The following is a 20,612-nucleotide window of genomic DNA, read 5'->3' on the forward strand; positions in this document are numbered from 1 at the left end:
TTCACATGCAATTGTAGTGTATTATTTCGTATTGCGCTTCATATGTTGAGCTTATATGCAATGAATTTACGTAATTGTAATGAAATTTCTACTTTCTAACGCAACTTCTTCAATTTAATATGACAATTAATTGCTCAAATTATTTTTACTTTCTTTTGCCATATTTTTGAAATAGCTCGTACGCGTTTGCATCGCTTAAATCGTCACTATTGAACATTTCTATATTTTGTTTTGAAAGAGTTTGAACTGTTTCCATGCCAATAGCTAAATCTTCTACTGCACGCGACCACACAGCTAACGCCATAGGCGCAACTATTTCTTGCGGTTCGCAATTATATTCGTAAACTTTTGCAGTTAATTTATCAGCTCTATTTGTAATGAGCATAACATCCATTCCACGGAAGAAATCAACAAATTTTTGCACTGCTTCTTCCGGCTCATTGCCGTCCAAATTTTTTAATACCGCAACAGCACCTTGCTCTTCATCGAAGCATCGTGCTGAAACACTAGCCATTTTGCAAAAAGCAGCCAACAACTGCGCAGGCTGCACATACGTAATCATTAACGCAACTTTTGCCTTATTCCCAAGCAGGCCTTGCAAATCTTCTTCAAAATTAGCTTCTTCAATATTGCGCATAGCTTGATCAAGAAAATCATTTTCTTGATTATCGTCGCTTTTTTGGTTATTTTCTAAATTTTCGCTATTTAAATTTTCTTGCGACTCTTCTTTAAATTCACGTTCAAATCCCGCGAGCGCATTATCTAATTCCGCATCAGTAAAAGAAGTGCGCACAGAATCGTCATTATTGCGTTCGTCGTCATTATTGCGTTCGTCGTCATTGTTGCGTTCGTCACCATTGTTTAACATATTCGTTATTTCCTCCCCTTTCAATGAACTTCTTAAAACATACCTAGTTTTATATTTTATCAAATTAGTAGTGCATATTTTCTACGCACTAGGCAAACAACTAGATCCAAAAACAATTTTCATTTCAGCAAACAAAGAAGTATCTCGCTTTACACGGAAACGATCCCCAAACGTAAGAACTTGCGCCTTGCCAGTATCATCGACAAGAGCCAAGCGCACTTCACAGCAGCCTGGGTGTCGGCTCAAAATGTCACTTAATTGCGCAACATGACCTTTATCTAGAACTTTACGCGGAATAACAACTGTTAAAGGTCTTTCATCCACTGATTCAAGAGTTGGTATTTCAAACTCTGTAGCACGCATTGAAACAGTTTCATCACGCACTTCAACTTGTCCACGAATACGCACAACTTGATCAATTGCAAGTTCTTGCGCTGAAGCTTCGTACACTTTGCCAAAGAACATGCATTGTATTGAACTTTCCATGTCTTCAACTGTGACAATCGCCCAAGCGTTACCTTTTCGAGACACTCGCCTATCTACGCTTGTAACTAGGCCTGCAATAGTTACTTGCTGACCGTCACTCATAGTTCTCGCTCTGTCGATCAGTTGAGCGATTGACATCTCACGTAAATCTGCCAAAACTGCAGACAATCCGCTTAGTGGATGATCAGAAACGTACAATCCAAGCATTTCTCGCTCAAAATTAAGCTTTGTCTTTTTATCCCACTCTTCAACATCCGGTACAGTAATTTGCATATCTCCCATACCGTTGTCGTCATCCGAGTCAGAAGACGAATCAAGATCAGCAAATAAATCAAACTGACCCTCTGCCTGCTTACGCTTAAGCGCAATCACAGAATCAATTGCAGGATCACAAATTTGAAACAGCGCACGACGATTTGAATCAATAGAATCAAAAGCTCCAGCTTTAATAAGTGATTCTACTAAACGCCGATTAAGTGCACTAATAGGAACACGTTGTACGAAATCCATAAAGTTTACGAAACGTCCGCGCTCACCTTCGCGCTCAGTAATAATATCGTTTACTGCTTTGTCTCCAACGTTACGAATAGCACCCAAACCAAAGCGCACAACATCTCCAACTGCAGAATACTCAAGAACAGACTCGTTTACATCAGGTTGCAAAACTTGAATACCCATGCGCCTTGCCTCGCCCAAGTACAGTGCAGTTTTGTCTTTATTCGTACGTTCGTTTTGAAGCAAAGCTGCCATAAATTCCACAGGATAATGCGTTTTTAGGTATGCAGTCCAGTAAGAAATCAAGCCATAAGCTGCAGAATGAGCTTTATTAAACGCGTAACCAGAGAACGGAACCAAAACATCCCACACAGCTTGTGCAGCTTCTTCAGAATATCCGTGAGCTTTCATACCTTCAAAGAACGGCACTTGCTCTTTTGCCAGCACTTCCGGCTTTTTCTTGCCCATTGCTCGACGTAACACATCTGCTTTACCAAGACTGTAGCCTGCTAAAATACGCGCTGCAGACTGCACCTGCTCCTGGTAAACAATCAAACCGTAAGTTTCGTCCAAAACTTCCTTTAACGGCTCAGCAACTTCTGGATGAATAGGGATAATATCTTGCAAACCATTCTTGCGCTTAGCGTAATTCGTATGCGAATCCATATCCATAGGACCAGGCCTGTAAAGTGCAATCAAAGCCGAAATATCGTTGAAATTATCCGGTTTCAAAGTACGTAGAAGCGCACGCATACCGTCGGAATCAAGCTGAAAAACGCCTAAAGTGTCACCCCTAGAAAGCAGTTGATAAGTAGCTTTATCGTCTAACGGAATCTTAGTATAATCAATCGGATCCTTCCCATTATTTTCAATATTTCGCAAAGTATCGCGAATAACCGTTAAGTTAGAAAGCCCCAAAAAGTCCATTTTTACAAGACCGAGCGTTTCACAAGTGTGATACTCAAAAGTTGTAGTAATAGTACCGTCAGTACGCTCTAAAAGCGGTGAAGTGTTTGTAATTGGCTCCGAACCCATGATTGTTGCACAAGCGTGCACACCTGTTTGACGAATCAAACCTTCAATGCCCTTAGCTTCTTCCGTAATGCGATGAGTATCTGGATCCGTGTCGTACATTTCGCGAAACTCGCGCGCTTCAGCATATCGCTTTGATTTTTCGTCGAAAATATCGTGCAAGCTCATATCTTTGCCGTTTTTAGCAGGAGGAAGAACTTTCGTAATTTTTTCGCCCACTGAAAACTCGTAGCCCATAATACGCGCAGAATCTTTAAGAGCTTGCTTCGTTTTGATAGTTCCGTAAATAACGCACTGAGCAACTTTATCTCTACCGTATTTTTCGCCCACGTATTCAAGAACTTTAGCTCGACCATCCGGGTCAAAATCAACGTCAATATCAGGCAAGGATACTCGCTCTGGGTTTAAGAAGCGTTCGAAAATCAGACCATGCTTCATAGGATCAAGCTCTGTGATGCCCATTGCGTACGCAACCATAGCACCTGCAGCAGAACCACGACCAGGACCTACCATTACACCATGCGCTTTAGCCCAATTAATATAATCTGCAACAACTAAAAAGTATCCACAGAATTGCATTTGGCAAATCACACCGCACTCGTAATCGGCCTGCTTTAAAACTTCCATTGGGATGTTGTTATTGTAACGACGCTCCAAACCTTCCTCAACTTTTTTAAGGAATAGCGAAGTCTCATCCCAACCTTCCGGACAGTCAAATTGCGGCATAAAAGCGCCATCTTCACCGTCGTCGAACATAACATTGCATCGACGAGCAATCTCAAGCGTGTTATCGCAAGCTTCTGGAAATTCTTTAAAAAGCTCACGCATTTGCTCAGCGGACTTCAAATAGTATCCTGAACCGTCAAACTTAAAACGGTCAGGATCGTCAAGCCTAGAACCAGAATTAATGCATAACATAGCATCTTGCGCTTCACGATCTTCTTCATGAACGTAATGCAAATCGTTCGTTGCAAGAAGAGGTGCATTAAGTTTTTTTGCAATTTCAAGCAAGTCTTTAGTTACGCGCGTTTCAATAGAAAGCCCGTGATTCATAAGCTCAATAAAGAAATTGTCACGCCCGAAAATATCTTGAAACTCGCCAGCTGCTCGTAAAGCCTCTTTGAACTGACCTAAACGAAGACGCGTTTGAATAATTCCAGAAGGGCATCCTGAAGACGCAATTACACCTTTTGAGTAAGTTGAAAGCACGTCTTTATCCATACGCGGGTAGCGCATTACACGGCCTTCAAGATTTGCAACAGACGAAGCTTTAAGAAGATTTGTTAAGCCGGTATCGTTTTCCGCCCACAAAGTCATATGCGTAATTAAACCACCGCCAGAAACGTCATCTGCACGCTGATCTTCCGTGCCCCAATGCACGCGACTTTTGTCTTGTCTTGCTGTTTCCGGAGTAACATACGCTTCTATGCCAATAATTGGCTTAATTCCAGCTTTTACAGCCGTACTCCACATTTCGTACGCGCCGTGCATGTTGCCATGATCCGTAATTGCAACAGCCGGCATACCTAATTCTTTAGCGCGCGCTACTAAATCAGGTATTTTTGACGCACCATCTAGAAGTGAATAATGCGTGTGATTGTGTAAATGCACAAAATTGGTTTCCGGCTGAGTCATAAAAGATATTCTATAAGCGAAAGTTGACTGAAAAAATGCAAAAACGTTACTTTAATAATGCTCGCATAGCTTCTAACGCGTGTTGCAAATCAAGAGGATAATGCGACTTAACAGTCACTGATTTACCCGTGCGCGGATGCGTAAAAGTAAGTTCCATAGAATGCAACCATTGACGTTGCAACCCAAGTTTTTGAGCCAAAACTGGGTTCGCTCCATACATTGAATCCCCAACCAAAGGATGACCTATAGACGAAAAATGAACGCGTATTTGATGCGTACGACCAGTTTCCAAATTAACACTTGCTAACGTTGCTTGACCAAAACGCTCAAGCACATCCCAGTGCGTAACAGCAGGCTTGCCGTCCGAAGTAATAGTAAAACGAAAATCAGATACTTTTGCGCGACCTATAGGAGCATCAATAGTTGCCTTATCTTGCGCTAAATCTCCTTGAACAAGCGCATGATATGTTTTTTTAACGATATGCTTTGCAAACTGATTTTTCATTACTTCATAGGCAAAGTCTGTTTTGCAAATTATCATTAATCCGCTTGTTCCAACGTCTAATCTGCTTACGATTCCTTTGCGCGATTCGTCGCACAGCGTTGTTTTTATATCTATTCCAGCAGCTTCTAGGCATTCTGGAACTGTCGGCCCGCTCCATCCTTTTGCTGCGTGAGACGCCACTCCAACAGGCTTATCTATTACAACAACATCGTCGTCGTCGTAAATGATTGGAATATTACATACAGAAGATTTATTATTTCGCTCTTCTTTTCGTTCTGCACTTTCTTTTTGATCGACAACAATCGTATCTCCATCTTGTAAAATGGAGGATTTTTGTGATTTTCTACCTAAGATTTTCGCTTGGTTACGCTCAATAAGAGATATCGCATTTGCACGCGAAACTCCCATTAGTTTTGATAAACAAACGTCAAATCTGCAGCCGGAAAATTGGCTTGTAACTTTAAAGCAAATATCACTCATCGGCATGCTCTAAAAGAGGAATCCCAATCAAAATAAGGCATACAACTGCGATTCCTGCAAACATAAGCTCAATATCCGCAACGTTGCCAACAGACCAACCGTAGTTTATAAAATCTACGACTTTGCCATTCAAAAAACCTTGAGCATATTGCGCTCTATCAATGAGGTTTCCAAAAGCTCCAGCAAACGCTAGAGCAAACGCAATAGTCCAATACAAAGATTTTGTGTGCTTAATAGCCGCTATCATGGCACCACAAGCAGCACAAGCTAATACGCTGATAACCCATGTAAAAGAAGAACCTAAGCCAAATGATGCTCCAGGATTTCGTACAAGAGTTAAAGAAAGCAAGTGCGGCACAAGCTCAATGTTTTTCCCGTCACTAAGCGTCGACAAAGCCCAGAGTTTTGTTATGCGATCTAGCACAACACCAATAAAAACAATCAGTGCAAAAACGGCTACGCGAGTACGTAGCCGTTTCACACGCACATCTCTATGCGTCAATATTTATCCGATCTTTAGTAATTCAAATAGTATCGGTGCAGTGCACAACATTTTAAAATATCAGTTACGCACTGCTAAAAACTACTCTTGCTTACCAGATTCCTCACCCTGCTTCTGACCTAATCCAGCATAGGTATTTTCATCAGAAACTTGAGCAACCAATTGACCAAGGAAATCAGTCAAGCGAGTACGATATTCAGTTTCAAACTGCTTGAGGCTCTGAATATTCCCTTCAATAACTTGAGTTTGCTTCTCAAGATTCTCACGTACCTGACGAGCATATGCATCAGCAGCTGTACGAGTTGTAGAATCATAGTCTGCAGCACGATGCTGTACTTCAGCCTCATACTGGTCAGCTTGATCATGCGTCTGCTTAGAGTAATCATCAGCAGCTTGACGAACCTTACCAGAGTAAGCATCAGCTTCATTGTGAGCACGAGCAGCATAAGAATCAGCATCGCTGCGAGTACGAGTAGAGTAATCGTCAGCATCAGCATGAGTCTGTTTGCTGTACTCTTCAGCTTCAGAACGAGTACGTGCAGAATATTCATCCGCCTTAGCAACAGTTTCATTATAACGAGCTTGGCTTTCTTCAACAATTTGCTGAGCCTTAGCCTTGCCCTTATCTACATATTGATCATGCAATTGCATAGCAAGAGTCAACATTGCAGTTGCACGTTCTGGTTCAGAACCTTGTGCTTCTGCACCAGCACCAGCAATCTTTTGCAAGCTACCTGTTTCAGTATTTGGCTCCATCTTAGCAACCTGCTTTCGAAGCTGCTCTTCACGCTGACGGGACTCTTCCAATTGCTTGGAAAGTTCCTCAATCTTAGTGTTTTCTTGCTGAGTGACAACAAGCTGCTGACGAACAGTTTCAAGCTCGCGACCCAAGTTTTCGCTGCTTGCACGGAAGTCGTCACGCTCGCGAGTAACAGTTTCAAGCTCTTTTTGAACCTGCTTAGCATTGTCTGCTTGAGCAGTTTGAGCAGTCAACTGATCTACCTGTGCACCCAAACCATCTAACTGTTCCTTCAACTGCTGGTTTTGAGCAGTCAAAGCACGATTACTTTCTTCAGCTTCACGCAACTTAGTTGCAGTAGCTTCAAGTTGGGAAGCAGCTTCATTTGATTCACCCTGCTTCTTAGAAGCATTACGCAATGCCTCATTTTCTTTAGTTAAGGATTCTACCTTAGAAGTTAACTCAGCAATCTTCGTATTCAAACCCGCAACATCACGGCCAAGAGATTGCGTGGAAGCCCCTAGGCCCTGCACTGCCTGCTGACCGAGTGCTTCTATTGTTTCTGTAACCTGATCGAGAAACTCGTCGACCTCGTCAACGTCATAACCTCCCTTAAAACGTACAATTTGGAAGGTATGCTCTCGAATGTCCTTAGGCGTCAACAGAGTCATATGCTTTACACCTCGCTTTTTGGGCACAGCCCTTTGATATATATCTATTCGATGCTATCACGTCCGCAGAAAATTAGTGCGGTTAATACAAAAATTTATGTAACAAAACGCCGCTTTTATAAAAATTACGCGTTGAAAAAACGTAAACTCATCTATAACCAAATTTGAAGAACGTACAAAACAAAATATAAAAGCATATAACTTACGTCAATACTAATATTTCCACAACGAGTTGGCGGAATAAACTTGCGCAATACGCGTAATGGCGGTTCTGTTGTGAAATAAATAATCCGTATTAGAAAATTAAAAACACCTCTAGGACGCATACGAGGAACAAGCACAAATAACCAATCTGCAACCATTCGAATAATCATTATTATCAAATAAGCGCGTATAATCACACGCAATATAGATAACGCAACAAATATCATTCGAACATCACCCTACAAAATAATACAACTGACACATTTAAGTTAAGCATACGCTGCAGAATCAAAATGCAAGAATAACAGATGCTATGCAACAGATGCATATCATTAAACTTCAGTTTTACGAGATATAATCTCACTGATTGTATTGATATTATTCAAAAGGAAGGTCGACAATGACTGTTCTCGTTACAGGTGGATGCGGATACATTGGAGCACACGTAGTTCACGCCTTACATGAAACAAATCAAAATGTCGTCGTCGTTGATGATTTAAGCTACGGAAAGCCTACAAGAATTGAAGGCGCACGTCTTTATGGTATGGATATCTCTTCTCCTGATGCAGGAAAACGACTTGCGCAAATCATGAAGGACGAGAATGTTGATGCTGTAATTCACTTTGCTGCTAGAAAGCAAGTTGGAGAGTCCGTAGAAAAGCCACTTTGGTATTATCAACAGAATATTAACGGCATGCTTAATGTGCTTGAAGGCATGAAAGATAGCGGAGTTAAGAAGCTCGTATTTTCTTCTTCTGCAGCAACTTATGGCGTGCCTCCTGTTGAAGTTGTACCAGAAGATGTTGTGCCAATGTTGCCAATTAACCCTTATGGTCAAACCAAGCTTTTTGGCGAGTGGATGGCACGTGCTTGCGAGCACACATACGGAATTCGCTTCTGCGCACTGCGTTACTTCAACGTAGCTGGATGCGGGCCGGTGGAATTGGAAGATCCTGCGATTTTGAACTTAATTCCTATGCTTCTTGACAGACTACAGCGAGGAAAAGCACCTGCTATTTTTGGCGACGACTACCCTACTGCTGATGGTACTTGCATTCGCGACTATATTCACGTCTCTGATTTAGCAGACGCGCATATTGCGGCACTCACGTATTTGGATCGCGACGAGCGCAAGTACGACGCTTTTAACGTAGGAACTGGTAAGGGTACGTCTGTGCGCGAAATTGTTGACGAAGTGCGCAGAGTGACCGGTTTGCCATTTAAAGAAACTGTTCTTGATCGCAGAGCTGGAGATCCTCCACAGCTTATTGGCAGCACGAAGCGAATTAACGAAGAAATGGGATGGCATGCTCGCTACGACGTTAAGGATATCGTAGAATCTGCTTGGGCAGCTTGGCAGGCAAATCCTGAGCATCATATTGATGTTGATTCGTGGAAGCAGCTTGACTAGCGAATAAAACAAAACGCGCGGCACAAATCGTGTCGCGCGTTTTTTGTTGTGGCTCCGAGCGGGATCGATCCGCTGACCTAGCGATTTTCAGTCGCTCGCTCTACCAACTGAGCTACAGAGCCATGATGAATAAAAAACCCGGCGAACCGGGTATTCTACTAATCGCGACCCCGGCCGGACTTGAACCGGTGACCTCCGCCGTGACAGGGCGGCGCTCTAACCAACTGAGCTACGGGGCCGTGGCTTTGTTCTCTCGAACAGCCGAGTCACTATCTTACAGAATCCTTAGCAAAATGCAAGTGCCGCGCGTGTTCGGCGTGTTGCAGCACAAAATCAAGCTATTATTCAAGCTCAACAGCTCCAGTGCAAAGCTGATAATACTCCCCACGTTTTGCCAATAATTCCTCATGTGAACCGCGCTCAATAATGCGACCGTGATCCAGCACCATAATCACATCAGAATTGCGCACTGTAGACAGCCTGTGAGCGATTACAAATACAGTGCGCCCTTCCATCAAAGAATCCATTCCATGTTGAACTAATTCTTCAGTATGCGTGTCAATCGATGAAGTTGCTTCATCAAGAATTAACACAGGCGGATTTTCTACTGCAGCACGAGCAATAGAAATAAGCTGTTTCTGACCTTGAGAAAGCCCTTCACCACCATTGTTAAGCTGCGTATTGTATCCGTCAGGAAGATGAGAAATAAACGCGTCAGCATGAGCCAATTTTGCAGCTTGAATACAATCTTCGTCGCTAGCATCAAGATTTCCATAACGAATATTGTCCATTATTGTGCCTGTAAATAAATTCACATCTTGCAAAACAGTGCCAATAGCGTGGCGCAAATCCGTTTTGCAAATATCGCGCACGTCAATGCCATCATACAAAATTTGTCCATCATCAATGTCGTAAAAACGCGTAAGAAGGTTAGCAATAGTAGTTTTTCCAGCACCCGTAGCTCCAACAAGAGCAACTTTTTGACCAGGTTTTGCAAACCACGTAATATCGTGCAAAACTGGATGATTTTCTTTGTAACCAAACACAACATCCGTAAAACGCACATCGCCTCGAAGCAAAGTATAGCGGCCATCCTTAGAAGTGCGAGCATCTCGCTTTGCATGGCACACAATCTCTTGAGCCATTTCGCTTAAGTTTTGAGCGCGCTTTTTAGCTTTAGTGCCATTATCTTGCTTTGATCTTTTCCAAGCCCAATAAATATTGCTTCCTTCAGATTGTTCGTCTACTTCTTCAAGCACATCAAATGCTGATTTTTCTTCAAGATCTTCATCAGACTGAGGTACACGCACTTTAACTAATTGCACACTGCCAGAATCAAGTTCTGGCTTTTCATCAAGTAACTCAAAAATACGAGAAGCTCCTGCAAGAGCCATCATAAGTGCGTTAGCTTGCATTGTAATTTCGCCAATAGGGTTAATAAATGCGCGCGAAAGTGCCAGCAAAGATATAAGCGTACCCAATGTAAGAGTACTAGATCCAGATAATCCCAGCGTTGGCAGACCCACTGAAGCAGCCCACGCACCAAGTAAAGCAATTAATACATAAAGCAAATAGCTTGCATTACTAATAACAGGCATTACGTTATTTGCATAAGAATTCGCACTTGCAGAAATTTTTTGCACTTTTTCTATGCAATTATCTAATTTTTCAATAGAATCTGCTTCATGATTGAAAATTTTAATTACTTTGCTTCCAGTTGCAGATTCTTCAACAAACTCATTTAACTCGCCTAATGCATGCTGGAATTGTTCAAATAAACTGCCAGATTTCTTTAGCATAAAACGCACTAAATAAAGCAATATTGCAGTGAATATAGCTACAAAAACTGCAACCGGAAGCGATAAGCACATAATAGATATAAATGCTGCCAAAATTGACATTAGTGCAGAAAAAGAGTCAGGAAAAGCCCACGAAATTGCTTCACGAAGAACCTCAGTATCGTTTGTGTAACGGCTCATAATATCGCCGTAACCTTGAGAATCTAAGTAACGCAATGAAAGCTTCTGCTGATGCTTAAACATAGAATCTCGCAAATCACGCATAACACTTTCAGATATATTCGCAACAAGCCTGCTCCAAAGCCAAGAACAAAACACGCCAACAACATAAACACTTGCCATCAGAATAATCATGCGAACAAGAGGCGTCCAATCCTGATTATGCTTACCGACAAGCGGAAGAATATACGAGTCGACAAGAGATTGCAAAAACATTGCGCTTGCAGCTTGCACGATTGCGCTAACTATTATTGATGCAATAATTACGCAAATTTTAACTCGATACACAAGCACATAAGAGGCAAGTCTGCTAAGAGTTTTCCAACTAATAGCTGAATCATTTTTAGAAGAGTGAGCCGTTTTATTCTTAGCCATTGTTATTTAGCTCCTTCTTCTTTAGTTGCGCTAGTTATGCGACTTTTTTCTTGAGAAACCGCCATATTTCTGTAAATTTCACAAGATTTAAATAATTCATCATGCGAACCGTTAGCAACAACACGACCATCTTTAAGAACAACAATAATATCCGCATGTTCGATTGAAGATATGCGCTGAGCAACGATAATTTGCGTAGAATCAGGCATAAACTTTTTCAAGCCATCGCGAATTTTACTATCCGTTTTCATATCAACCGCACTCATCGAGTCGTCGAGGATTAAAATTTTCGGCTTCCTCAAAAGTGCGCGCGCAATGCACAAACGCTGTCGCTGACCACCGGAAACATTCTTACCACCCTGGTCAATATGCGTATTGTAGCCGTCTGGTAAATCTTTAATAAACTCATCAGCACAAGCAATTTCGCAAGCTTGACGCAAATCATTATCGCTTGCTTCCGCCCTACCCCAGCGAAGATTTTCTGCAATTGTGCCACTAAACAAAATATTTTTTTGTAGAACAACACCAACTTCTTCACGCAAACTAGAAGAATCATAATCGCGAATATCTTTTCCGCCTACAAAAAGAGTGCCAGAAGTTACGTCATAAAGTCTTGCAATTAATTGCACTAAACTTGATTTTCCAGATCCCGTTGCACCAACAACGCCAACAGTTGCTCCAGCAGGAATAGATATATTTATATCATGTAAAATTTCCTGTTCTGCTGGAGTGGATTCATCTGTATTATCTGATTGAGGATAGCGTAACGAAACATTTTCAAAACGCACAGAAGCGTCAGAAAGCTTTGTCAGTGGATGCTTGGAAACAACTTCAGTATTTCGAGATTGCAAAACATGTGAAATACGATGCATCGAAGCTCGAGCTGTTAACGACATTACAAAAACTGCAACTAAATTCGCTAAAGCAAACAAAATTTGCAAAGCATACACTACTAATGCAGCAAGATTTCCCGTTGTTAAACCAAAAGCAGGATTATTTCCTGAAGCCACAATTTCGTGCGAAGCCAACCACGCAATAAGCAGCATGCCAGAATAAAAACATAAGTTAAACAAAGGAATACTGCAATTTAACACATACTCAGCTTTAATAAAATAATCATAGATTTTATGCGAAATACACGTAAAACGACTTATTTCATAATCAGAACGCACATAAGACTTTACGACGCGAATATTATGCAAATTCTCGCCAACTCTATTATTCATCTCGTCAATCATTCGATAAATTCGAGAAAATGCTGGAGCAACTATACTCGCACCAAAAGCGCCAATTGCACCAACAATAGGCACGAATGAAAGAAAAACCCACGAGATAGCAGGGCTAATTGAAAAAGTAAACCACCAAGCAGTGATGATAATCATAACGCTGCGAACACCAGAGCGAATAATCATTTGGTAAGCAAATTGCACATTTGACACATCGCTAGTCATACGCGTAACAACAGTGCCGCTAGAAAACTTATCTAAATCAGAAAAACTTAAACCTTGCAAGCGTGAAAACATGTTGTGGCGCAAATTTTTACCAAAACCAGCACTAGAATGCGCGCAGCAAATACCAGAAATAATGCCTGTAATCATTGCAATTGCAGCAAAAATGAGCAATTGCAAACCATAATATTGCACAGCTTCTTGAGAACGTGACATAATGCCAAAATCAATAAGATTTGACATTACTGTAGGGATCTCAATTTGCATAGCAGCTTCAACGAGAATAGTAACAACTGTTAAAACGCCAAGAAAACGGTACTTTTTTAAAGATAACAGAATCGTACGCAATGCGCGAGGAGGATTATTGCTAATTTTTCGTGAATTGTTCTTCGGCTTTTCTGTCATTGCATCCCTTCCCCTACATAACGTCATGTGTAGGTTTAATAATATCACTTCTTCAAATACATATTTGAATTATTGCGCATGGCGCATTTCCGTATTGAGTTACTTCATTACCAAATGCATAAATAGATGAATCTTTGACATAGTAGTATACAGACAAATCACATACGAAAAAGTGCTTCTACACATTCAAATTATAAACAACGATTGATTTCATCTTATAAAAAATTATATAATAAAAAAATGTATATTCGCATGTATAAAGAGGTACTGTCATGAATATAAAAAAGCTATTAATAGAATACTTACTTGCTCAGTAGCATTATCCATGTCTTTTTTACTATCATTGCAAGTTCAAGCCAACACCCAAGAAGAAACTTATGAGTAACACAAAGATAGTTGGCGCTGTAGCACAGCAGAAAGGCATTCGTGTCGACTTGCAGTGAGAATTTCCACATTAATATCAACAATTATGTGAGGAACAATATGAACAGCAAACACATAGTTCTACTGCCAATAACGCTGCTTTGTTATATTTCGTCAGCTATTTATTTTTTTAAACAATTGAAGGACTTAAAAGACGATAACACTTGTATTAATACTGTTAGTCTCACCATTCAAGCATTCGTCCTATTAATATTACTAATCTATCTTTTATATTTATGCAAAGAAAAAACATACCCAACTGTATATCGTTTAGTTACAGTATTTATGAGCATAGTTAGCATAATTCTTTTGACAGTTTGCAATACAGATGTTACTAGGTTAATTATATTTAGCTTAACATGTGTATATGTATGCATTCTTATAATCGTCCACAAACATTGTTAAATATATCGTATGAGTGGCGCATTCAATAGGATTACGAAGCATCACCTTCGCCTTGCGCGCGGTCTTTTCCGTAAATTGACGGAATAAAACGCTCCTGATCGTGAAGCTTTTCCCAGATTACAGGAGGATTTTGCGGATTTTCCAACGACTTTGGCACGTCAATAATTCGCTGATTACTAGAGCCGCGGAATTGCAGCAGCGAATCGTGCAAATCTTTCATATAACGGCCGTCAACAAGAATATCAATGTAACGTAGCAACTCAAGCTTATCAGGCGTCTCCCCTTTGCGCATAAGCTCTTCCCAAGTGTATCCAGTCCAACTCCAAATGTCTTTCGTATGACCAAATTCGCTTCTAATACGCTTGCAAAGAGGCAATAAAATGCCAGTATTAAGCAGCGGCTCGCCGCCAAGAAGCGTTAAACCTTGCACATAAGGCTGCGCCAAATCTTCCATGATTTGATCTTCAAGCTTTTGAGTATAAGGATGACCTGCGCGAAAATCCCAAATCGACTCGTTATAGCACTCAACGCAATGGAACGGGCAGCCGGAAACGTAAAGCGAACAACGAATCCCCTCGCCGTCAGTCATCAAAAAACGCTTGTAATCGGCGATCATCCCCTGGCTCATGCGCTCACTAGACCACTGTCCTGCGCGAGGGTTATTGGAAAGAGAGGTAGGAATCCACGGTCCACGATTCACGTCTGCAGGCGCAAAATCGTGCAAACTCATGCGAGCCATATCCAACCCCCTTCCAAACCGAATAAGCAACTAAAAAATAAACGACCAAATTTGCGAAAATAAAATAAATCCAGCCGTTAGAAAGTGCAATCACAAAACGCAATACATTTCTAACGGCCAGATTATCACCAAACAACAAACACAAGAAAAGCTATTTATTTAGCTAAATTATCTAGTCATACTTATTTTACTAAGTTTCAACATAGTAAATTAGCTAAGTTTATTTTGTTTCCTCATACCATTCACGAGACTCACCGTTGTTAAGAGTCACATGGCCAGTTTCGCCAGACATGTGCTTTACGCGGTGAGCGATTTCTTCGTGACGTCCGTGAACCATTGGGCGCTGAACAGGATTGCCCAAGTAGCCGCAAGTACGCTTAGTCACATTGCACTTATCTGGGTCGCTGTTGCCGCACTCCGGGCAACGGAAGCCTTCTTTAGTCGGCTCAAAATCGCCCTGGAATCCACAAACGAAGCAGTGATCGATTGGCGTATTCGTACCCAAGTAACCGATGCCAATCTTGTAAGCGTAATCCCAAACAGCTTCCAAAGCCTTAGGATTCGCCTGCAAGCATGGGAACTCGCAGTAGTTAATAAAGCCGCCGGAAGCAAGATACGGGAAGTCAACCTCGTAGCGAAGCTTCTCCATAGGAGTTGGCTGCAACCAAACCGGGTAATGGAAGGAATTAGTGTAGAAGTCGTGATCGGTAACGCCTTCAATGCGGCCGAACTTCTGACGATCCATACGGTTAAAGCGGTCAGTCAAAGACTCAGCAGGAGTTGAGTAAACAGAATAATGGTAGCCTTCAGCCTTTGACCACTGCTGGCAAAGCTTATTCATGCGGCGAACCAAAGAAAGCGCAAACTCCTTGCCTTCCTCATTCCAGCTGTGATCTTGCATCCAATCCTTGCCGAAGAACACTGCAGTAGTTTCGTACAAGCCAATGTAACCAAGCGAAACTGTAGCGCGCTCGTTACGGAACAGCTGATCCACACTTTCGTTAGCTTCCAAACGACCAAAAGCACCGTAACGGAATAGCGTTGGAGCGTTTACAGGAGTTGCTTGCTTGCAACGCATAATACGGAATCGCAAAGCCTGGTGAGCTACTTCCATACGCTCGTCGAAAAGCTTCCAGAAGCGAGTCACATCGCCGTGAGATTCAAGAGCAATACGCGGCATGTTAACAGTTACAACGCCAAGATTCATACGGCCATCTTCAACATCTTTGCCGGTCTTTGGATCAATCCAACCCTGAAGGAATGAACGGCAACCCATAGGAGCCTTGAAGGAGCCAGTAATCTTAATAATATTCTCGTAGAACACAACATCTGGATACATGCGCTTAGTAGAGCACTCAAGCGCAAGCTGCTTCAAATCGTAGTTCGGGTCGCCAGCGTCCGCGTTAACACCGTGCTTAATAGTAAACACAAGCTTAGGGAAGATTGCAGTATGACGATCTTTGCCGAGACCACGAATACGGTTAAGCAAAATAGCGCGCTGAATTTCGCGGGCAAACCAAGAAGTACCCAAGCCAAAGCCAACAGTTACGAACGGAGTCTGACCGTTAGAAACACGGTTGGAATTAATTTGATATTCCATCGTTTGCATAGCGTCGTAAATAGCTTTACGCGTCATAATCTTTGCATAAACTTCACGAAGCTGATCAAGCTCACTCAAGTTTTCGTCAAAAGGAGTATCAGCAGGAAGTGGATCTCTGTCCAAGCAATGAAGATTCTTAGGCTCCTGAGCTTTTAGGCCGTCAATCATATCTTTTGCAACTTGAATTGGCGTGGAATCAGGAATCATAGCGTGCGCCATAGCAAGATTTTTGTCGTAATCGCACTTAGCATAAGGCTCAAGCATCTCGTCAGCGCGATTAACAGTCTGACCACCATATTGCGCTCCAGCAATATCCTTAATAATTTGCGTAACCTGAGTTGCAGCAGTACCAATAGACTTTGGGCTATCCATCATTGCGTTACCAAGAGCAAAGCCCTTAGCAAGCATATCGCCAAAATCAGGAAGCGAGCAGTTGCTCATGCAAGTAAATGGCGAATAATCAGCGTCGTGGAAGTGAATATCACCCTTCATATGAGCGTTAGAAACTGCGTGAGGAAGCATAGAGAACGCAGAAGCCTTGGAAACAGCGCCTGCAAGAAGATCGCGCTGAGTTGCATAAACATTGGAATCCTTATTTGCGTTTTCGCGAACAAGAGACTCATCACGATTTACAAGGCGGTTAACAGCCTCGTTGATATCGGTAGCTTTAGCGCGGTCGATATCTCGGTTCAGTCGGTAGCTCGTGTAGCAGCGAGCAACCTCGTAAAGATGATTCTCAATAAGACTGTGCTCAACCAAAGTCTGAATATCTTCGATTTTTGCTGGACCATTGTAACGATCCTGAATCTCAGCTTCAATATGATCTGAAATATCGCGAATCATCTGCTCTTCTTGCGGACCGACTTCCTTGCCTAAGTCCTTAAAAGCAGCCTTAATTGCCATAATGATATTCAGCGGATCAAAATCAACTACGCGACCATCGCGCTTTTCGACCTGCACACGAGAAACTGGAGCTTCAACTACATCATCCGTACAATTTTCTGCGCTTGTGACAGCAGTTTCTTCCAAAACCTGCATCGGTACAGACCTTTCTTAAACACTGTTCCTTCTAGCAAATTTTCTCGTTGCAAACATGGGAACTATTTCTAACGACTCGCTCTACTATAACCCAACTCATGCACAATATCTAGGGCAAGACGCAAAGATAACCACCTATATATAGTGATTTGTGTCATAATCGCGATTTTTGAGGCGTGTCCTGGTGTGTCGTAATTGATAAACAATAAATTACTTAATACACGCCGTCAAATGTGCGCACTTCGTGACGCTTTGATATATTGAATCACGTGGAACAGATAGCTTTTCAGCATGCACAGGAATTCGGATTCCAACCAGGAGACATTGTGCAACAATGGCTCTGGGATGACGATGTTGACGAAACAATTTGCGAAAGCATCGAGAAACTTACCGGCGAAGAGTTGGTAGATGAAGATTACGACGCTGCTGTTGATGGTGTGATTATTTGGTGGCGCGACGGCGACGATGAAGATGAGCTCGCGGACACCATTATGGATGCCACAAATATGCTTGACGATGACGCGCCTATGTGGGTTCTTACTCCAAAACCAGGTCGCGAAGGTTCCCCAAGTTCTAGCACAGTTCAATCTGCAGCAAAAACAGCTGGCATGAACGCAGCCACTCCGTTAACCGTAAGCGCTGACTGGAACGGCGTGCAACTGCGCGCATTTGGTAAAGGTCAATCTAAGTAGTATTTGCTAGTTGACGTAACTAGCTTAACCGACTATTGACTTGCGTAACTGCCTGGTTAACTGCCTATTTGCTTAATTGCTAGCTTAGCTTCTTGTTAAGTCACTTATCACTTGCTTATTGCTTGTTAACTTGCTACTTATTTTTGTAGTATTGCTACTGTTTTTGTCAAAAACACCAAATCAGCCGATACTTTCGACAAAAAACAGGACAATTTTGTAAAAAAAAAACACATAATCATTTGCGAAATCGACAAAACGCACAAGAATAGCGCAAATAAAAGCGCGAGGAGAGAAATATACAAGCCTCGCGCCACAACAGACAAGAAAACTAAAGCTGAAACAAATACCGGAAAAACACAGCATTTGTTTCTAAAGCTCACGATTGTTATGCAAAGCGAACAAACTTACGACCGTTACGCAATACCGCCAAACTAACGACCGAAGTGATGAACACGACTACCACGCTCGCCACGTTTACCGCGCCCACTGCGTTCGTTGCGTTCACTAAGTTCACCGTGCTCATTACGACTGCTGCGACCGTTACGCTCGTCACGCTCACGCCCGCGCCCACTGCGTTGCCCACGACCGCGACCACGACCCTTACGCTTCTGCTGCTCCGGCTCCGGCATACTCCAGCCTTCTTGAAGCTCAGCAGCTTCACCCACAATCTCATCTAAAACTAGCGAAGCAGGATTCACATCCTCAGCTTTCGCATGAATTCCAGCCTTGCGAAGCATCATATGGGCAGCGCGCTTTTGATTAGGAAGCACAAGCGTTACAACATCGCCTTCTTCACCAGCTCGAGCAGTGCGACCCGAACGATGCAAGAAAGACTTAGGATCCTCAGGAGGCTCAGTTTGCACAACTAATGCAACGTCGCTAATGTCAATACCTCGCGCAGCAACGTCCGTAGCAACCAACACACGTACCAAGCCTTCAGCAAACACAGCCAAATGACGATCTCGCTGATTCTGCGACAAATTACCTTGCAAATCGACTGCAGGAATACCTTGCTGCACAAATTTTTTCGCCATATTCTTCGCTTGATATTTCGTGCGCGTAAAGAATATAGAACGTTTCTTTCCGGAAGCAAGCTTTCGCAAAACTTCGTACTTATCCCCTGCTGACACAGCAAAAATATGATGCGTCATAGTATCAACTTGGCAATCAGCATCATCCACAGCATGGACGACAGCATTTGGAAGGAAACGCTCAACTAATGTAGAAACTTGCCTATCAAGCGTTGCAGAAAACAGCATGCGTTGACCATCTGGCGCAACTTGCTCAAGAAGTCTAGTAACAGCAGGAAGGAATCCCATATCCGCCATTTCGTCTGCTTCGTCGAGCACGCTAACCATTACTTTTTCAAGCGTAAGCGCTCCCTGACGCAGCAAATCTTCCAAACGACCAGGGCAAGCAAGCACAATCTGCGCGCCCTGCTTAAGCTGCGATACTTGGCGTTGGTATCTCACGCCTCCATACACTGTCACAGTGCGCATGCCATAAGCTGCAGCAAGCGGCGCTATTACGTCATCAATTTGATGCACAAGTTCACGAGTTGGAGCAAGAATTATTGCTCTAGGAGCAGGAATATCGCTAGACTCGCGTGACTTACGGTTTTTATCAGAATGAATTAAATCAACAAAATTCTCAGCTAAACGTGCAACAAGTGGAATAGAAAATGCTAATGTTTTACCGCTTCCTGTGCGACCTCGCCCTAGGATATTCGCGCCTTGTAAAGAATCGGGAAGCGTTGCTTGTTGAATTGGGAATGCAGTGGTTTTCCCATCCGCACGCAACACCTCTACTAAAGGCTCTGGAACGCCAAGTTGCGCAAAAGTTACATCGTCACGGTAATTTTCACGAGATTCAATGGCAGAGTCTGGAATAATTGTTGCGTTATGAGAATCTTGCTTTTGCTTTTTCGAAGTAGGGTGCAAAGATATTGCAGAATTTTGTTTTGTATTATGAGATTTTGCACTATTATGCTTAGCAACATTATTTTTATCAATATTATGCTTAGCAAAATCTTGTTCAGCATCCGCAATAGCTACTTCTTCATAACGCAAGGCTTTTTCGCGCGTCTTTTGACGAGCTTTTTCTGCTTTGCGATTGCGCTCCCTGCGTGAATTGAACTCGTGATTAGAACCATAATTTTTATGGCTCCCCTGATACTCAAAAGGATTGCGTTTTTCAGCTGATTTCCTAGTATTTTTGGCGCTTTTAGGCTTTTTTGTTTTATAACTATTTTTATTATTCGTATTGTTTATACTATTCGTATTTTTATCATTCTTGGTATTCTTCGCGCCTCGCTTTTGAGCGAACGCAGCATGATGAGTATGCGGCACAATAGCCTTTCGTAAAATATGTGTGTTCAAAACTTAAATTTCAAAACGTGAACTAATCGAGCCTAGCACACGCCTGGCACAATAACGGCAAAT

Annotated in this window: 13 protein-coding genes and 2 tRNA genes; 2 read left to right on the forward strand and 13 right to left on the reverse strand. The window is 42.3% G+C overall.

The genetic code is table 11. From position 1 onward, the window contains the following. Positions 1 to 145 precede the first annotated feature (145 nt). From HXT50_RS03155 to HXT50_RS03180, 6 genes are all read right to left on the reverse strand, one after another. On the reverse strand, positions 146 to 868 hold the full coding sequence (locus HXT50_RS03155) for a hypothetical protein (RefSeq protein ID WP_421777013.1): 723 nt from the start codon (positions 866 to 868) through the stop codon (positions 146 to 148). Between the two features lie 81 nt (positions 869 to 949). Further along, positions 950 to 4,516: a DNA polymerase III subunit alpha gene (dnaE, locus tag HXT50_RS03160; protein WP_004107352.1), complete on the reverse strand. Its 3,567-nt coding sequence runs from the start codon at positions 4,514 to 4,516 to the stop codon at positions 950 to 952. Positions 4,517 to 4,562: 46 nt separating this feature from the next. Beyond that, entirely contained in the window at positions 4,563 to 5,501 is a 939-nt protein-coding gene (locus HXT50_RS03165) for an RluA family pseudouridine synthase (RefSeq protein WP_032842548.1), read from the reverse strand. After that, positions 5,494 to 5,988, reverse strand: coding sequence for a signal peptidase II (locus tag HXT50_RS03170; protein WP_004107349.1), 495 nt, complete (start codon positions 5,986 to 5,988; stop codon positions 5,494 to 5,496). Before HXT50_RS03170 ends, HXT50_RS03165 begins: the two co-directional genes overlap by 8 nt. Before the next feature lie 96 nt (positions 5,989 to 6,084). After that, a complete protein-coding gene (locus HXT50_RS03175; RefSeq protein ID WP_004107347.1) occupies positions 6,085 to 7,413 on the reverse strand; it encodes a DivIVA domain-containing protein in 1,329 nt (442 codons plus the stop codon). Between the two features lie 152 nt (positions 7,414 to 7,565). Further along, on the reverse strand, positions 7,566 to 7,844 hold the full coding sequence (locus HXT50_RS03180) for a YggT family protein (RefSeq protein WP_116971142.1): 279 nt from the start codon (positions 7,842 to 7,844) through the stop codon (positions 7,566 to 7,568). Between the two features lie 173 nt (positions 7,845 to 8,017). Between HXT50_RS03180 and galE the strand changes: the two genes are divergently transcribed. Then, on the forward strand, positions 8,018 to 9,028 hold the full coding sequence (gene galE, locus HXT50_RS03185; RefSeq protein ID WP_004107342.1) for a UDP-glucose 4-epimerase GalE: 1,011 nt from the start codon (positions 8,018 to 8,020) through the stop codon (positions 9,026 to 9,028). 49 nt (positions 9,029 to 9,077) lie between these two features. Here the strand turns inward: galE and HXT50_RS03190 are convergent. From HXT50_RS03190 to nrdD, 6 genes are all read right to left on the reverse strand, one after another. Next, positions 9,078 to 9,150 (reverse strand) — tRNA-Phe (locus HXT50_RS03190). A 43-nt stretch (positions 9,151 to 9,193) separates the two neighbouring features. Then, positions 9,194 to 9,267 (reverse strand) — tRNA-Asp (locus HXT50_RS03195). 102 nt (positions 9,268 to 9,369) lie between these two features. Beyond that, positions 9,370 to 11,421, reverse strand: coding sequence for an ABC transporter ATP-binding protein (locus tag HXT50_RS03200; RefSeq protein WP_004118732.1), 2,052 nt, complete (start codon positions 11,419 to 11,421; stop codon positions 9,370 to 9,372). Between the two features lie 2 nt (positions 11,422 to 11,423). Next, on the reverse strand, positions 11,424 to 13,274 hold the full coding sequence (locus HXT50_RS03205) for an ABC transporter ATP-binding protein (RefSeq protein WP_421777014.1): 1,851 nt from the start codon (positions 13,272 to 13,274) through the stop codon (positions 11,424 to 11,426). Positions 13,275 to 14,133: 859 nt separating this feature from the next. Beyond that, positions 14,134 to 14,841 (reverse strand): anaerobic ribonucleoside-triphosphate reductase activating protein, encoded by a 708-nt coding sequence (gene nrdG, locus HXT50_RS03210; protein ID WP_082851874.1) that lies wholly within the window; start codon positions 14,839 to 14,841, stop codon positions 14,134 to 14,136. A 220-nt stretch (positions 14,842 to 15,061) separates the two neighbouring features. Next, the gene (gene nrdD / locus HXT50_RS03215) at positions 15,062 to 17,479 is read right to left on the reverse strand and encodes an anaerobic ribonucleoside-triphosphate reductase (RefSeq protein ID WP_004118729.1); all 2,418 of its coding nucleotides are present in this window, start codon (positions 17,477 to 17,479) and stop codon (positions 15,062 to 15,064) included. 269 nt (positions 17,480 to 17,748) lie between these two features. On the opposite strand from nrdD, the gene HXT50_RS03220 reads away from it, so the two are divergent. Beyond that, positions 17,749 to 18,171: a DUF3052 domain-containing protein gene (locus tag HXT50_RS03220; protein ID WP_004107331.1), complete on the forward strand. Its 423-nt coding sequence runs from the start codon at positions 17,749 to 17,751 to the stop codon at positions 18,169 to 18,171. A gap of 431 nt (positions 18,172 to 18,602) precedes the next feature. On the opposite strand, the gene HXT50_RS03225 is transcribed toward HXT50_RS03220, so the two are convergent. Beyond that, entirely contained in the window at positions 18,603 to 20,519 is a 1,917-nt protein-coding gene (locus tag HXT50_RS03225) for a DEAD/DEAH box helicase (RefSeq protein WP_004118728.1), read from the reverse strand. Positions 20,520 to 20,612 lie beyond the last annotated feature (93 nt).

The organism is Gardnerella sp. KA00243 (assembly GCF_049244105.1).
Classification (GTDB): domain Bacteria; phylum Actinomycetota; class Actinomycetes; order Actinomycetales; family Bifidobacteriaceae; genus Bifidobacterium; species Bifidobacterium leopoldii.

Bases quoted from the DNA above. Each gene is read 5' to 3' on its own strand.
- galE (WP_004107342.1), top strand. From the start codon at position 8,018: ATGACTGTTCTCGTTACAGGTGGATGCGGATACATTGGAGCACACGTA.
- HXT50_RS03175 (WP_004107347.1), bottom strand. From the start codon at position 7,413: ATGACTCTGTTGACGCCTAAGGACATTCGAGAGCATACCTTCCAAATT.
- HXT50_RS03165 (WP_032842548.1), bottom strand. From the start codon at position 5,501: ATGAGTGATATTTGCTTTAAAGTTACAAGCCAATTTTCCGGCTGCAGA.
- nrdG (WP_082851874.1), bottom strand. From the start codon at position 14,841: ATGGCTCGCATGAGTTTGCACGATTTTGCGCCTGCAGACGTGAATCGT.
- HXT50_RS03200 (WP_004118732.1), bottom strand. From the start codon at position 11,421: ATGGCTAAGAATAAAACGGCTCACTCTTCTAAAAATGATTCAGCTATT.
- HXT50_RS03205 (WP_421777014.1), bottom strand. From the start codon at position 13,274: ATGACAGAAAAGCCGAAGAACAATTCACGAAAAATTAGCAATAATCCT.
- nrdD (WP_004118729.1), bottom strand. From the start codon at position 17,479: ATGCAGGTTTTGGAAGAAACTGCTGTCACAAGCGCAGAAAATTGTACG.
- dnaE (WP_004107352.1), bottom strand. From the start codon at position 4,516: ATGACTCAGCCGGAAACCAATTTTGTGCATTTACACAATCACACGCAT.
- HXT50_RS03180 (WP_116971142.1), bottom strand. From the start codon at position 7,844: ATGATATTTGTTGCGTTATCTATATTGCGTGTGATTATACGCGCTTAT.
- HXT50_RS03155 (WP_421777013.1), bottom strand. From the start codon at position 868: ATGTTAAACAATGGTGACGAACGCAACAATGACGACGAACGCAATAAT.